This window comes from Mycetocola reblochoni REB411 (assembly GCF_900163835.1).
In the GTDB taxonomy this organism is placed as follows: domain Bacteria; phylum Actinomycetota; class Actinomycetes; order Actinomycetales; family Microbacteriaceae; genus Mycetocola_B; species Mycetocola_B reblochoni.
The window spans coordinates 15,410-28,301 of sequence record NZ_FUKR01000076.1 but is presented as its reverse complement, the minus strand read 5'-3'; the positions used below and the strand labels follow the sequence as shown (position 1 = coordinate 28,301).

Genomic DNA, 12,892 nt, shown 5'->3' with positions numbered 1-12,892 from the left:
ACCCCCTGCCGCTCAATCAATGGAGATGACGACATGCCCCACCCCCTTCGCCGCACCGCGCCCCTGATCGCCACCGTCGCCGTCGCGGCGCTGGCGCTGACCAGCTGCTCCGGCTCGACCGGCGCCGCCGACCCCACCGACGTCAACCCCGAGGGCGAGATCGTGCCCCGCGAGATCTCCTGGCTGCTGTCCCGCCCCGCCGACGGCGGCGTGATCACGGCGATGGAGCAGATCGCCGACGAGTACGCCGAGGAGCACCCCGGCTTCGGGCTGAACCTCATCACCACCCCCGACCGACCGTCGTACATCCAGAAGTACGAGACCCTCGCGGCCGCCCAGAAGCTGCCCGAGCTGTTCGACACCGACGCGACGCCGTTCGCCCAGAAGCTCGCCGAGCAGGGCCGCATGGTCGACGTGCAGGCGCTGCTCGACGACCTGCAGCTCAGTGACAGCTACCGCCCCGCCGCGCTGGACTACCAGCGCTTCGACGACGGCTCGCTGTACATGGTGCCGTTCGAGTTCCAGATGGAGTACTTCTGGTACAACACGGCGCTGTTCGACGACGCCGGCATCGACGTCCCGGAAAGCCTCGACGACTTCCCCGCCATGTGCACGGCGCTGCGCGAGCAGGGCGTCACGCCGATCGCCCTGGACGGCCAGGACCAGTGGCCGCTCGAACGCTACATGGCCTACTACCCGTTCCGGATGGCCGGGCCCGACTACCTCACCCAGCTGAAGAACGGCGAGGCGAAGTTCTCCGACCCGGCCGGCGTCGCCGCCGCCGAGTGGCTCGCGAGCCTGGGCGAGGCCGGCTGCTTCGCGAAGGGCTTCTCCTCGACCGGTTACGCCGACGCGCAGGCACAGTTCACCTCGGGTAACGCCGCCGTGTACAACATCGGCAGCTGGGAGCTGGGCAACCTCGCCACCGACGCGCTCGACGAGAAAGTCCGCGACGACGTCGACTACTTCACGCTGCCGACGATCGCCGACTCGGTGACCGGGCCCGACGAGTACGTGACGCCCTCGGGCATCGGCATGGCCGTCAACGCCCAGACCTACGACCCGCTCGTGCGCGACTTCCTCGCCTTCGCCCTGGAGCGCTACCCCGAGGTGTACGCCGCGACCGGCGCGATCCCGCCGACGACGACCGGTGAGGTCGCCGTCCCCGACAACGCCACCGAGCTCTACACCCGCTCCGTCGAGGACGCCGACACCGTCGGACCCGAGATCGCGATGCCCTGGGACACCCAGCTCGACCCGGCGACCAACACGCGCCTGCAGCAGGAGCTGACCCTGCTCGTCCAGGGCGACATCACCGCCGACGAGTTCATCGCCACGATGGACGCCACCCTGACGGAGAACATCGATGACTAGCACCGCCACGGGCCGCCAGGCCCCGGCACCCGCCCGCGAGGCCAGCGCCTCGGCCGCCGACCGAACGCGCAGCACGCGCGCCGGCGGCGGCGGGCGGGGCCCCCGCCCTTCCCGGGCCTTCGCCTCGATGCTGCCGCGCCGCTCGCGGTGGTCCGTCCTGGTCTTCCTCATCCCCCCGCTGCTGCTGTACGCCGTGGCCGTGCTGCTTCCGATCGTGCAGTCGCTGTTCCTCAGCTTCTTCCGCTGGGACGGCATCACCGACATGTCGTTCGTCGGCGTCGACAACTACATCAAGATGCTCACGCGGGACGACGTGTTCTGGACGGCGTTCGTCAACGCGCTCGTGTACCTGGCCATCTGCCTCGTGCTCCAGCTGGGCGGCGCGCTCGTCGTCGCCGGACTGCTGACGGCGCTGCCGAAGGCCAGGGAACTGGTCAAGACGCTCTACCTGCTGCCCGCCGTCATCTCGACCGTTGCCATCGCGTTCCTGTTCCAGCGCATCTACGCGCTCGAGCCGGTCGGGCTCATCAACCAGCTACTGGAGTGGGTCGGCCTCGGCCACCTGCAGACCGCCTGGCTGTCCAACGTGCAGACCGTGCTCGCCGCGGTGTCCATCCCCGAGGGCTGGCGCTTCACCGGGCTGTACATGCTCATCATCTACGCCGCGCTCATCGCCGTGCCGAAAGAGCTCGAGGAGGCCGCGCGCATCGACGGGGCGTCCTGGTGGCAGGTCTTCTGGCGGATCCGCTTCCCGTACATCCGACCGGTGTGGATCACGACCACGATCATGGCGACCACCTTCGCCCTGCGCGGCTTCGACATCCCGTACCTGCTGACCAACGGCGGCCCCGGCCAGTCGTCCGAGCTGCTGACCACCTACATGTACAAGACCGCCTTCGTGCACACGGACTACGGCTACGCCAGCGCGATCTCGGTGTTCATCGTCATCGAGTGCCTCATCGCCGTCGGCCTGATCTTCCTGCTGCTCCGCCGAAAGGACAACTCGTGACCGCCCCCGCGCTCTCCCCGACCGCGGCGCCGACGACGGCCCGCCCTCCCCGCAGGCGCAGGCGCAGGGGAACCGACTCCGGCAGCCGTCGCCTGTCCGTGCAGCGCACCCTGCTGACCGTGACGGTCATCCTCATCGTCGTCGTCCAGGTGTACCCGCTGCTCTGGCTGCTGATGACCAGCTTCCGGACCGCCGCCGACTTCGCCGGGGGCAACCCCTTCGCGCTGCCGACGAGCTTCACGCTCGACAACTACGCGCGGGCGTTCGAGAACGGCGACCTCCTCCTCAACATCGTCAACAGCCTCATCGTCACCCTCGGCTCCAGCGCCCTCATCGTCGTCGCGGGGATGATGGCCGCCTACGCGCTCCAGGTGCTCGGCTTCCGGTTCAGCGGACTCGTGCGCTCGCTGTTCCTGCTCGGCATCATCGTGCCCGTGCAGATCGCCCTCGTGCCGCTGTTCATCGACTACTCGCAGGTCGGCCTGCTCGACACGCACCTGTCGATGATCATCCCGCTCGCCGCGTTCGCGCTGCCGATGGCCGTGTACCTGTTCTCGTCGTTCTACGAGTACATCCCGAGGGAGATGTACGAGGCCGCCTCGCTCGACGGCGCGGGCCCGTACCGCATCTTCACGCGGATCACCGCGCCGCTGTCGGTCAACACGATCATCACGGTCGTCCTGGTCAACAGCATCTTCATCTGGAACGACTTCATCTTCGCCAACACCTTCGTGCTCTCCGACGGGCTGAAGACCATCCCCCTGGGTCTGCAAAACTACATCGGGGCGATGGGCAACACGGACTGGACGGCGACCTTCGCGGCGGTCTGCGTCACGGTGACGCCGCTGCTGCTGGTGTTCCTCGTCCTCAACAAGGCGATGATCCAGGGACTCGAAGGCGGGGCGACCAAGGGATGACGAACGCGGACAGCGGGCGGGGGACCGCATCGGTGACGATGCGCGACGTGGCGAAGGCCGCGGGGGTGTCGGTGGCGACGGTGTCCCACGTCGTCAACGACAAGCCGGGGGCGCGGATCGGCGACGACGCCCGCAAGCGCGTGCAGGACGCCGTCGAGGCGCTGCACTACCGCCCCAACGCGCTCGCCAAGACGCTCTCGCAGGGCTCGTCGCGGTTCATCGGCCTCGTCGCCGACGCCATCGCGACAACGCCGTTCGCCGGGCAGATCATCCACGGGGCGCAGGACGAGGCGTGGAAGCACGGCTACGTCCTGCTCGTGGCCAACACCGACGGCAACGCGGCGGCGGAGAACGACGCCATCGCGATGATGCTCGAGCACCAGGTGCGCGGGATCCTCTACTCGACCTGGTACCACCGGGAGATCGAGGTGCCGCCCGCCCTGGCGAACACCGACACGGTCCTGGTCGACTGCTTCGCCGACGGCTCGGGGCTGCCCTCCGTCGTGCCCGACGAGGAGCTCGGCGGGCGAACCGCCACACGCGAGCTCGTCGACGCCGGCCACCGGCGCATCGCGTTCATCAACACGACGACGCCGTCCCCCGCGCAGAGCGGGCGGCTGGCCGGGTACCTGGCGGCCCTGGACGAGGCAGGCATCGACAGGGACGACGCGCTCGTGCTCTCCGCCGCACCCGACCAGGAGGGCGGCTACGCGAGCCTCGACGCCGTGCTCGCCTCCGGGGCGACCGCCGTGTTCTGCCACAACGACCGCGTCGCGATGGGGCTGTACGACGGGCTGCGCGAGCGCGGGCTGCGCATCCCCGACGACATCGCCGTCGTCGGCTTCGACAACCAGGACATCATCGCCGCGCACCTGCGCCCCCCGCTGTCCACCGTCGAGCTGCCGCACTACGAGCTCGGCGCCGCCGGTGTGCGGCTGCTGCTCGGCATCGACACGAGGCCGGCCTCCCTGGTCAGCCGCGTCGCCTGCCCTCCCGTCCGACGACACTCGATCTGAGAGCGCCATGAGCACCCCCGCGATCCCCCGCCCCCGCTTCCACTTCACCCCGGCGCGCAACTGGATGAACGACCCCAACGGCCTTGTGCACGCCGACGGCCTCTGGCACCTGTTCTTCCAGTACAACCCGGAGGGCTCCGACTGGGGCAACATGAGCTGGGGGCACGCCACCAGCCCCGATCTGCACCGCTGGACCGAGCACCCGGTCGCGCTGCGCCACGGCGGCGGCGAGCAGATCTTCTCCGGCTCGGTCGTCGCCGACAGGGGGGACGGCGACGCCACGCCGCTCGCCCCGGCCGACGGCGAGCGCCGCCTCACCGCGTACTACACCTCCGCCTACGACGACGGACGTCAGGCCCAGTCGCGGGCTGTGAGCACCGACGGCGGGGCGAGCTGGACCCGCGACCCCGCCAACCCCGTCCTCGACCGCGACAGCACGGCGTTCAGGGACCCGAAGGTCATCCGGTTCCGCGAGGCGGACGGCTCGTGGACCTGGGTCATGCTCACCGTCGAGGCGGACGACCGTCAGGTGCTGTTCCACCGCTCGAGGGACCTGCGCTCGTGGGAGGAGTCGGGCCGTTTCGGTCCGCTCGGCCCGGAGGGCGTCGTGTGGGAGTGCCCCGACCTCGTGCTGCTCCCCGTCGAGGGTGCGGAGCCAGGCGAGCCCGGCGGCGGTGCGTCCGGTGCCCCGGCCGAGCGGCGCTGGACGCTGCTGCTCAGCACCAACCCCGTCGGGGAGGAGCAGGACCCCGAGGGCTCGGCGATGCACTACCTCGTCGGCGACTTCAACGGCCGGCGCTTCACCAGCGACGCGACCGAGCTGCAACGGCTCGACGCCGGCAGGGACTTCTACGCGGGCGTCACCTTCGACAGCGCGCCGCACGGCGCGGCGGTCATGATCGGCTGGATGAGCAACTGGCGCTACGCCGGCGACGTGCCGACCGCGCCGTGGCGGGGCGCGATGTCGCTGCCGCGGGTGCTCTCACTCCGCGACAGGGGGCGGCGGCTCGCGCTCGTCCAGCGGCCGGCCGCCTTCGTCGAGGCGGCGCTGTCCCCGCGCCCGCTCTGCAGCGTCGCCACCGCGGGCGGCCACCGCGTCCCCCTGAGCGGCCACTCGCTGCTGCGCGTCGACGCCGACACCGCGGCGACCGGCGACATCGAGCTGCGGCTGCCGGCCGAGCCCGCGGCTCCCGCCGTCGCGACGATCGCCGTCGACGTCGCCGCGGGCACGCTGACGCTGCGGCGCTCCGGCCCGACGGTGTCGGCGATCCACCCCGACTTCGCCTGGACGAGCACCCTGTCCCTGCCGCGCACGGACCGGGTCCGGCTGCTCGTCAGCCTCGACGGTCCGCTGCTGGAGGTCTTCGTCGAGGACGGCGAGGCCGTCGCCTCGGCGTTCATCCCCCTCGGGCCGGGTCCGCACACCGCCGTGCTGACGACCGCCCGCGGCGGCGCGGTCTCCGTCGCCCACGGTGACGGCCCCTCCTCCGCGACCGCCGCGCCCACCGAGGGCGCAGCCACCGACCCTGCGGGAGCACCGACGCTCCCGTAGTACCGCGCGGGGGCACCGACGCCCCCGCCGCATCGAAAGGAACCGTGCAGATGAGTCCTTCCCTGTCCCGCCGTGCCCTGCTCACCACCGCCGGTGTCGGCACGCTCGCCGTCCTCGCCGGGGCGCACCGCCCCTCCGCCTCGGCCGCCTCGTCCCTCGTCGCCGCGAACGGCTCGCAGCGGGCGGTGTTCCACATGACGCCGCCGAGCGGCTGGCTCTGCGACCCTCAGCGCCCCGTCGACACGAACGGCGCGTATCAGCTCTACTACCTGCACTCGGACGTCAACAACGGTCCCGGCGGCTGGGACCACGCGACCACGGTCGACGGCGTGGACTACACCCACCACGGCACGGTCCTCCCCCTCACCGGAGACGAGCCCGTGTGGTCGGGCTCGGCCGTCATCGATGTCGACGGAACCGCCGGCTACGGCGCGGGCGCGGTCATCGTCCTCGCCACGGTGCCGACCGACGGCGTGCGCCGCTATCAGGAACAGTATCTGGCGTATTCCACCGACGGCGGGTTCAGCTTCACCTGGCGGCCGGACCCCGTCATCGTCAACACGGACGGGCGCGCGGCGACGACGCCGCAGGAGATCGACAACGCCGAGTGGTTCCGCGACCCCAAGACGCACTGGGATCAGGCCCGCGGCGAGTGGGTCTGCGTCATCGGCCGAGCCAGGTACGCGGCGTTCTACACCTCGCCGAACCTCATCGACTGGACCCTGCAGCGCAACTTCGACTACCCCGACCACGACCTCGGCGGCATCGAGTGCCCGGACATCTTCACGATGACGGCCGACGACGGCACCGTGCACTGGGTGCTCGGCGCGAGCATGGACGCGTACACGCGCGGGCTGCCGATGACCTACGCCTACTGGACGGGGACGTGGACGGGGACGGAGTTCCTCGCCGACGACCCGACCCCGCAGTGGCTGGACTGGGGCTGGGACTGGTACGCCGCCGTGACCTGGCCGGCCCGCGAGGCTCCGGACACCGTCCGTCTGGCGACCGCCTGGATGAACAACTGGAAGTACGCCGCGCGCGACGTCCCCACCGACGCCAGCGACGGCTACAACGGGCAGAACTCGATCACCCGCGAGCTGCGGCTGTCCAACCGCGGCGGCGTCTACCGCCTCCTCAGTGCGCCCGTGGCGGCTCTGGACGCCTCTGCTGCTTCCACGACGGCCCTGCCCGATCTGAGCGTGACCGGCGAGAGCGTCCTCGGCGTCGGCGGGAGGGCGTATTCGCTCGACGCCACCCTCTCCTGGGATCAGGCGCGCAACGTCGGGCTCACGGTCGGCCGCTCCTCTGACGGCGCCCGCGGCACCAACATCGGCGTGTACGAGGGCGAGGTGTACGTGGACAGGGGGCCGAGCGAGCTCGCCGGCTTCCAGCTGAGCCCGTACCACCGCGCCTTCGCACCGGTCGATCCCGCGTTCAGGCAGCTGCGGCTGCGCGTCTACGTCGACACGCAGAGCGTCGAGGTCTTCGTCGACGACGGCCTGGTCACCCTGTCGCAGCAGGTCCATTTCACCGACGGGGACACGGGGATCTCCTTCTACTCCGACGGCGGCCCCCTCCAGGTGAGCGCGATGACCCTCCGCACCTTCGGCTCGAGCGCCTGAGCCCGACCACGACCACGACCACGACCACGACCACCCTGGAGTCCCGTTGCCCGATCCGTCCCTCCCCGCCGCCGGCCCGGTCACGCTCGTCGTGGGCGAGGCGCTCGTCGACGTCGTCCACCGCCCCGACGGCAGCGTCACCGAGTCCCCGGGCGGAAGCCCGGCGAACGTGGCACTCACCCTCGGGCGGCTCGGCCGGTCGCCGCAGCTGCTGACCGCGCTCGGCGAGGATGCACGCGGCACGCGGGTGGCGGACTGGCTGACGGCCTCCGGGGTGACCGTGCGCGGCCTCCGCTCGCAGCGGACGTCCACGGCGACAGCCGTCCTCGGCTCCGACGGCGCGGCGCAGTACACCTTCGTCCTGTCCGCACGGCTGCGATCCGACGGCCCCACCGCCGCGGAGGTCCTGCACGTCGGCTCGATCTCCTCGCTCCTCGATCCGGACGCGGCCACCGTCGCGGCGGCCGTCGACGCCGCCACGGGGACGGCGCTGATCAGCTTCGACCCGAACATCCGTCCCCTGCTGATCCCCGACGACGGCGCGGATGCGGTGAGGGAGCGCGTGCGCCTGCTCCGCGCCCGGAGCGCCGTCGTCAAGGCCAGCGACGAGGACGTGGCCTGGCTGCACCCCGGGGCCGACCCCCGGGCAGTGGCCAGGGCGTGGGCGGAGGAGGGCGCGGCGCTCGTCGTGGTGACGCTCGGCGCGGGAGGTGCGTTCGCCGTCCACCGCGGCGTCGACGTCGAGATCGCCGGGGTTCCGGTGGACGTGGTCGACACCGTCGGCGCCGGCGACACGCTCATGGGGGCGCTGCTGGACGGGCTGCTCACGCTCGGGGTGTCCGGCCCCGGGGCGGCCGACCGGCTCACCGCCCTCGCGACCGCCGACATCGCCGCCGTGCTCCGCCGGGCCGCGGCGGCCGCCGCCGTCACCGTGAGCCGTGCGGGGGCCGAGCCGCCCACGCGCGCCGAGCTCGATGCGGCCGTGCCCTCCACCGGCCAGGGGGCGCGCACCGACGGCTGACCGGCGCGCCCGCCGCGCACCCCGGGACAGCGCGGAGCGAGGCACCGGGCCGCGGACGGCGGCGTCGCTATCGTGGGGGCATGGACCACCTCCTGGCGATCCCCGAGCCCGGCACGACCGCCCTGCTCGTCCTGATCATGTTCGCCAGCGCGGTCCTGCAGACCACCACGGGCTTCGGTTTCGCCATCCTCAGCGCCCCCGTGCTGACCGCCGTGTTCGGCGGCCCCGAGGCGGTCAGCACGATCATCATCTGCGGCACGGCGGTCGACGTGCTCATCCTGCTGGTTCGCCGCACGGGGAGCAGGCGTGCGGCGCCGCGCGAGGTCGCCGTGCTCGTGCTCTCGTCGGTGCCCGGCCTGGTGCTGGGCGCGTGGCTGCTGAGCGTCCTGCCGCAGCGCGCGCTCCTGCTCGTCGTCGCCGCGGCCGTCGTCCTCGCCGTCGCGCACCGTGTGCTGCAGAGGCGGGCGCCCCGTGCATCGCGCCCGGTCTCGTGGGGGTGGGGCGCGGCGGCCGGGTTCGCCTCGGGCACGCTCGGGACCTCGACCACGCTCGCGGGCCCGCCGACGGTGCTCTACCTGACCCGCCGGCTGAGCGATCCGTCGAGCATCAGGGACACCCTGGTCGCCGTGAACCTCGTCCGCGCGCCGATCAGCGTCGCCGCACTGCTGGCGGCCGGGACGTTCGCCGTTCCGGCGGGGATCGTCTGGCCCGCGCTCGCGGCCTGCGCGGGGTACCTGCTCGGCTCACGCCTGTTCGGCCGGCTCGACGCGGCGCGCTACGAGTCGCTCGTCCTGTCCGCCCTCGTCCTCGCCGCCGCCGTCGCGGTCGCCTCGGCGTTCCTCTGACGCGGACCACGCCACGGTGATAAGTACGATGACAACTTGTATTACGTACGATCTTTGTGAAATGCTCTCAGGAGCCTGACGACGACCGGCCACGACGGCCGCCCCGTCCGATCGCCGGCCCGCGGTCCGTCCCGGCGACCGAACGCACGACCCGAACATTCCATTCATCAACGGAGATCCCCATGGAAGAAGACTGGACCCCGGTACTGGGCGCCGCCCCCCTGCTGGCCATCGCCGCCGGAGCCATCGCGCTCATCCTCGTCCTCATCATCAGGTTCGAGGTCCACGCCTTCCTGACCCTCGTCATCGTGTCGCTGCTGACCGCCGTCGCCGCGCAGATCCCGCTCGAGAACATCGCGAGCGTCGCCACGACCGGCTTCGGCAGCACCCTGGCGAACGTGGCACTGCTCATCGGATTCGGTGCCATGCTCGGCCGGCTCGTCGAGCACTCCGGCGGCGCGCAGGCCCTCGCCGACAAGCTCGTCTCCGTCTTCGGCGAGAAGCGCGCCCCGTTCGCGCTCGGCATCGCCTCGCTCATCCTCGGCTTCCCGATGTTCTTCGACGCCGGGCTGATCATGATGCTGCCCATCGTGTTCGCCGTCGCGCGCCGCGTCTCCGGCAACAACGTCCTGCTGTTCGGCCTCCCCGCCGCAGCCGCGTTCTCCGTGATGCACGTGTTCCTGCCGCCGCACCCCGGACCGGTCAGCGCGACCGAGTTCTACGGCGGCAACCTCGGCATCGTGCTGCTGCTCGGCCTGATCATCGTGTTCCCCGTCTGGTACCTCTCCGGCTACGCCTGGGGCAAGTTCGTCTCCAACCGCATCAAGCTCCCCGTCCCCGCGCTGTTCGGCGAGAAGGACGACGACCTGCCGAGCAACCCGCCCAAGGTGTCGACCGTCATCCTGCTGCTCCTGCTGCCGATGCTGCTCATCTTCCTCAACACCGGTCTCACCTCGCTCGGCAGCGCCGGAGTCGTCGACACGAGCGCACTCTGGGCCCGCATCGCGATCCTGCTCGGCAACTCCCCCGTCGCCCTGCTCATCGCCGTCGTCGTCGCCACCATCGTCCTCGGCTTCCGCCGCGGAGAGAAGGGCAGCGCCATCGAGAAGATCGTCGACTCGGCGCTCGGGCCGATCAGCTCCGTCGTGCTGATCACCGGTGCCGGAGGGATGTTCGGCGCCGTGCTGCGCGAGTCCGGCATCGGCGACGCCCTCGCCGACACCCTGGACAGCTTCGGCATGCCCGTCATCATCGCCGCCTACGTCATCGCCGTCGTCATCCGCCTGGCGCAGGGCTCGGCCACCGTCGCGCTCGTCACCGCCGCAGGCCTGGTCGCCCCCGCGGTCCTCGAGGGCGGCTTCAACGAGTTCCAGATCGCCGCGATCACCCTCGCGACGGCCGCGGGAAGCGTGTTCGCCGGCCACGTCAACGACTCCGGCTTCTGGCTCGTCGGCCGCCTGATGGGCATGGACGTCAAGACCACGCTGAAGACCTGGACCGTACAGCAGACCATCGAGTCGCTCGTCGCCTTCGCCTTCGTGCTGGCGATCTACGGCGTCGCCTCGATCTTCTAGACCCACCGATCAGCACAGGAGACAGGACACCATGGAGCTCTTCAGCGTCGCGGGCAAGCTCGCGCTCGTCACCGGATCCTCGCGGGGCCTCGGCCAGGCCCTCGCCCTCGCCCTCGCCGAGGCCGGCGCACGCGTCATCGTGCACGGCCGCGACGCGGAGGCGGTGGAGCGCAGCCGCCAGCTCGTCGCCGAGAAGTCGGAGCATCCCGTGCACACCGTGCTCGTCGACGTGACCGACGCCGACGCCGTCGAAGCGGCCGTCGCCGACCTCGTCGAGACGGTCGGCGTGCCCGACATCCTCGTCAACAACGCGGGCCTGCAGCGCCGGGCCCCGTTCGCCGAGTTCGACGTCGCCGACTGGGACGCGATCGTCGCCGCCAACCTCAGCGGGGTGTTCTACGTGTCCCGCTTCCTCGCCCCGGCCATGATCGCCAGGGGCTCGGGCAAGATCGTCAACATCGGCTCCGTCCAGTCGCTGCTGGCCCGCCAGACGATCGCGCCCTACTCGGCGACGAAGGGCAGCGTCGTGCAGCTGACCCGCGGCATGGCCGCCGACCTGGCCAGGCACAACATCCAGGTCAACGCCATCTCGCCCGGCTACTTCGCCACCGAGATGAACACGGCCCTCGTCGGGGACCCCGCGTTCAACGAGTGGCTGGTCAACAGGACCCCCGCCCACCGCTGGGGCTCCTTCGACGAGCTCAGGGGCGCGCTGATCTTCCTCAGCTCGGACGCGTCCAGCTTCGTGTCCGGGCAGAACATCTTCGTCGACGGCGGCATGACCGCGGTCGTCTGACCCGAGAAGCACGAACAGGAACAGGAGGGCGCCATGCGCGCAGCGTTCATCAACGGCAAAGAGGACCTCAGCCTCCGCGAGACGCCGACCCCCGAGCCGGGCGAGGGCCAGCTCAGGATCCGGGTCGACTACGTGGGGATCTGCGGGTCCGACCTGCACTACTACTACGAGGGAGCCAACGGGGCCTTCGTCGTCGCGGAGCCGCTCATCCCCGGCCACGAGGTGTCCGGCCGGGTCGACCTCGACCCGAGCGGCGAGCTGGCGGTCGGCACGCCCGTGACCGTGCACCCCGCCACCTTCGGCACGCCCACACCCGAGCTGGAGGGCAAGCGTCACCTGTGGCCGAACGGCGCCTACCTCGGCAGCGCCTCGACCACGCCGCACACCCAGGGCGCGCTGAGCGAGTACCTGCTCGTGGACCGCGGAATGGTGCGGGTGCTCCCGCCGACCCTTCCGGTCCGCCGCGCCGTGCTCGCCGAGCCGCTCGCCGTCGCCCTGCACGGGCTGTCCAAGGCCGGGTCGGTCGAGGGCAAGCGGGTCCTCGTCACCGGCTCGGGCCCGATCGGCCTGCTCTCGGTCGCCGCGGCCGTCGCCGCCGGCGCCGCGGAGGTCCACGCGACCGACGTGCTCGACGGGCCGCTCGCCCGTGCGGCGGCGCTCGGCGCCTCGGCCGGGTTCAACGTGACGCGCGACGCGATCCCCGCGTCCGCGTACGACGTCGTCCTGGAGTGCTCGGGCGTCGCTGCCTCCGTCTCAGCGGCGTTCGCCGCCGCCCGCATCGCCGGCACGGTCGTCCAGGTGGGGATGGTTCCGAACGAGCCGCGTCCGGTCAACCTGGCGCCCTTCATCTCCAAGGAGCTGTCGGTGTTCGGCACCTTCCGCTTCAACGACGAGATCGATGCGGCGATCGAGCTCCTCGACGCCGTCCCGGGGATCGAGGACGTCATCACGCACGAGGTCCCGGCCGACGACACGCTCGCCGCCTTCGGCTTCGCCCGTGACTCCTCGGCGTCGGGCAAGGTCGTCGTGGCCGTGTGGCCCGAGGACGTCCGCGGCTGACGCTGACGATCCGTGCCGGAGCCCGTCCCCGCCGGGGGCGGGCTCCGGCACGTCCGGCGACCGGCCGCGCCGGGTGCGGCGACCCGCCGACCGCCCTGCCCGCG

11 protein-coding genes are annotated in these 12,892 nt (G+C 71.5%); all 11 read left to right on the top strand.

Annotated features, from left to right (window positions below; translation table 11 throughout):
* The first annotated feature begins 33 nt into the window (after positions 1–33).
* A complete protein-coding gene (locus FM119_RS13120) occupies positions 34–1,374 on the top strand; it encodes an ABC transporter substrate-binding protein (RefSeq protein WP_087138613.1) in 1,341 nt (446 codons plus the stop codon).
* 127 nt (positions 1,375–1,501) lie between these two features.
* Complete coding sequence (locus tag FM119_RS13115) at positions 1,502–2,383, top strand: carbohydrate ABC transporter permease (RefSeq protein WP_087138615.1); 882 nt, start codon at positions 1,502–1,504, stop codon at positions 2,381–2,383.
* Entirely contained in the window at positions 2,380–3,300 is a 921-nt protein-coding gene (locus tag FM119_RS13110; RefSeq protein ID WP_087138612.1) for a carbohydrate ABC transporter permease, read from the top strand. Before FM119_RS13115 ends, FM119_RS13110 begins: the two co-directional genes overlap by 4 nt.
* Positions 3,297–4,316 (top strand): LacI family DNA-binding transcriptional regulator, encoded by a 1,020-nt coding sequence (locus tag FM119_RS13105; protein WP_087138611.1) that lies wholly within the window; start codon positions 3,297–3,299, stop codon positions 4,314–4,316. The genes FM119_RS13110 and FM119_RS13105 overlap by 4 nt, the downstream gene beginning before the upstream one ends.
* Before the next feature lie 7 nt (positions 4,317–4,323).
* Positions 4,324–5,868, top strand: coding sequence for a glycoside hydrolase family 32 protein (locus tag FM119_RS13100; RefSeq protein WP_087138610.1), 1,545 nt, complete (start codon positions 4,324–4,326; stop codon positions 5,866–5,868).
* Between the two features lie 50 nt (positions 5,869–5,918).
* Positions 5,919–7,493 carry a glycoside hydrolase family 32 protein gene (locus FM119_RS13095; RefSeq protein WP_087138609.1) on the top strand — a complete coding sequence of 525 codons (1,575 nt, stop codon included), beginning with the start codon at positions 5,919–5,921 and terminating at the stop codon, positions 7,491–7,493.
* Positions 7,494–7,539: 46 nt separating this feature from the next.
* On the top strand, positions 7,540–8,514 hold the full coding sequence (locus FM119_RS13090) for a PfkB family carbohydrate kinase (RefSeq protein WP_087138608.1): 975 nt from the start codon (positions 7,540–7,542) through the stop codon (positions 8,512–8,514).
* An 80-nt stretch (positions 8,515–8,594) separates the two neighbouring features.
* Complete coding sequence (locus tag FM119_RS13085; RefSeq protein WP_087138607.1) at positions 8,595–9,359, top strand: sulfite exporter TauE/SafE family protein; 765 nt, start codon at positions 8,595–8,597, stop codon at positions 9,357–9,359.
* Positions 9,360–9,541: 182 nt separating this feature from the next.
* Positions 9,542–10,933, top strand: a complete 1,392-nt coding sequence (locus FM119_RS13080) for a GntP family permease (protein WP_087138606.1) — start codon at positions 9,542–9,544, stop codon at positions 10,931–10,933.
* A 31-nt stretch (positions 10,934–10,964) separates the two neighbouring features.
* Positions 10,965–11,729, top strand: a complete 765-nt coding sequence (locus FM119_RS13075) for a glucose 1-dehydrogenase (protein ID WP_087138605.1) — start codon at positions 10,965–10,967, stop codon at positions 11,727–11,729.
* 33 nt (positions 11,730–11,762) lie between these two features.
* Positions 11,763–12,788 carry a zinc-binding dehydrogenase gene (locus FM119_RS13070; protein WP_087138604.1) on the top strand — a complete coding sequence of 342 codons (1,026 nt, stop codon included), beginning with the start codon at positions 11,763–11,765 and terminating at the stop codon, positions 12,786–12,788.
* The last annotated feature ends 104 nt before the right edge of the window (positions 12,789–12,892 follow it).

Excerpts from the sequence above, each read along its gene's own strand:
- FM119_RS13100 (WP_087138610.1), top strand. The coding sequence starts at position 4,324 with ATGAGCACCCCCGCGATCCCCCGCCCCCGCTTCCACTTCACCCCGGCG.
- FM119_RS13120 (WP_087138613.1), top strand. The coding sequence starts at position 34 with ATGCCCCACCCCCTTCGCCGCACCGCGCCCCTGATCGCCACCGTCGCC.
- FM119_RS13115 (WP_087138615.1), top strand. The coding sequence starts at position 1,502 with ATGCTGCCGCGCCGCTCGCGGTGGTCCGTCCTGGTCTTCCTCATCCCC.
- FM119_RS13105 (WP_087138611.1), top strand. The coding sequence starts at position 3,297 with ATGACGAACGCGGACAGCGGGCGGGGGACCGCATCGGTGACGATGCGC.
- FM119_RS13095 (WP_087138609.1), top strand. The coding sequence starts at position 5,919 with ATGAGTCCTTCCCTGTCCCGCCGTGCCCTGCTCACCACCGCCGGTGTC.
- FM119_RS13075 (WP_087138605.1), top strand. The coding sequence starts at position 10,965 with ATGGAGCTCTTCAGCGTCGCGGGCAAGCTCGCGCTCGTCACCGGATCC.
- FM119_RS13085 (WP_087138607.1), top strand. The coding sequence starts at position 8,595 with ATGGACCACCTCCTGGCGATCCCCGAGCCCGGCACGACCGCCCTGCTC.
- FM119_RS13080 (WP_087138606.1), top strand. The coding sequence starts at position 9,542 with ATGGAAGAAGACTGGACCCCGGTACTGGGCGCCGCCCCCCTGCTGGCC.
- FM119_RS13070 (WP_087138604.1), top strand. The coding sequence starts at position 11,763 with ATGCGCGCAGCGTTCATCAACGGCAAAGAGGACCTCAGCCTCCGCGAG.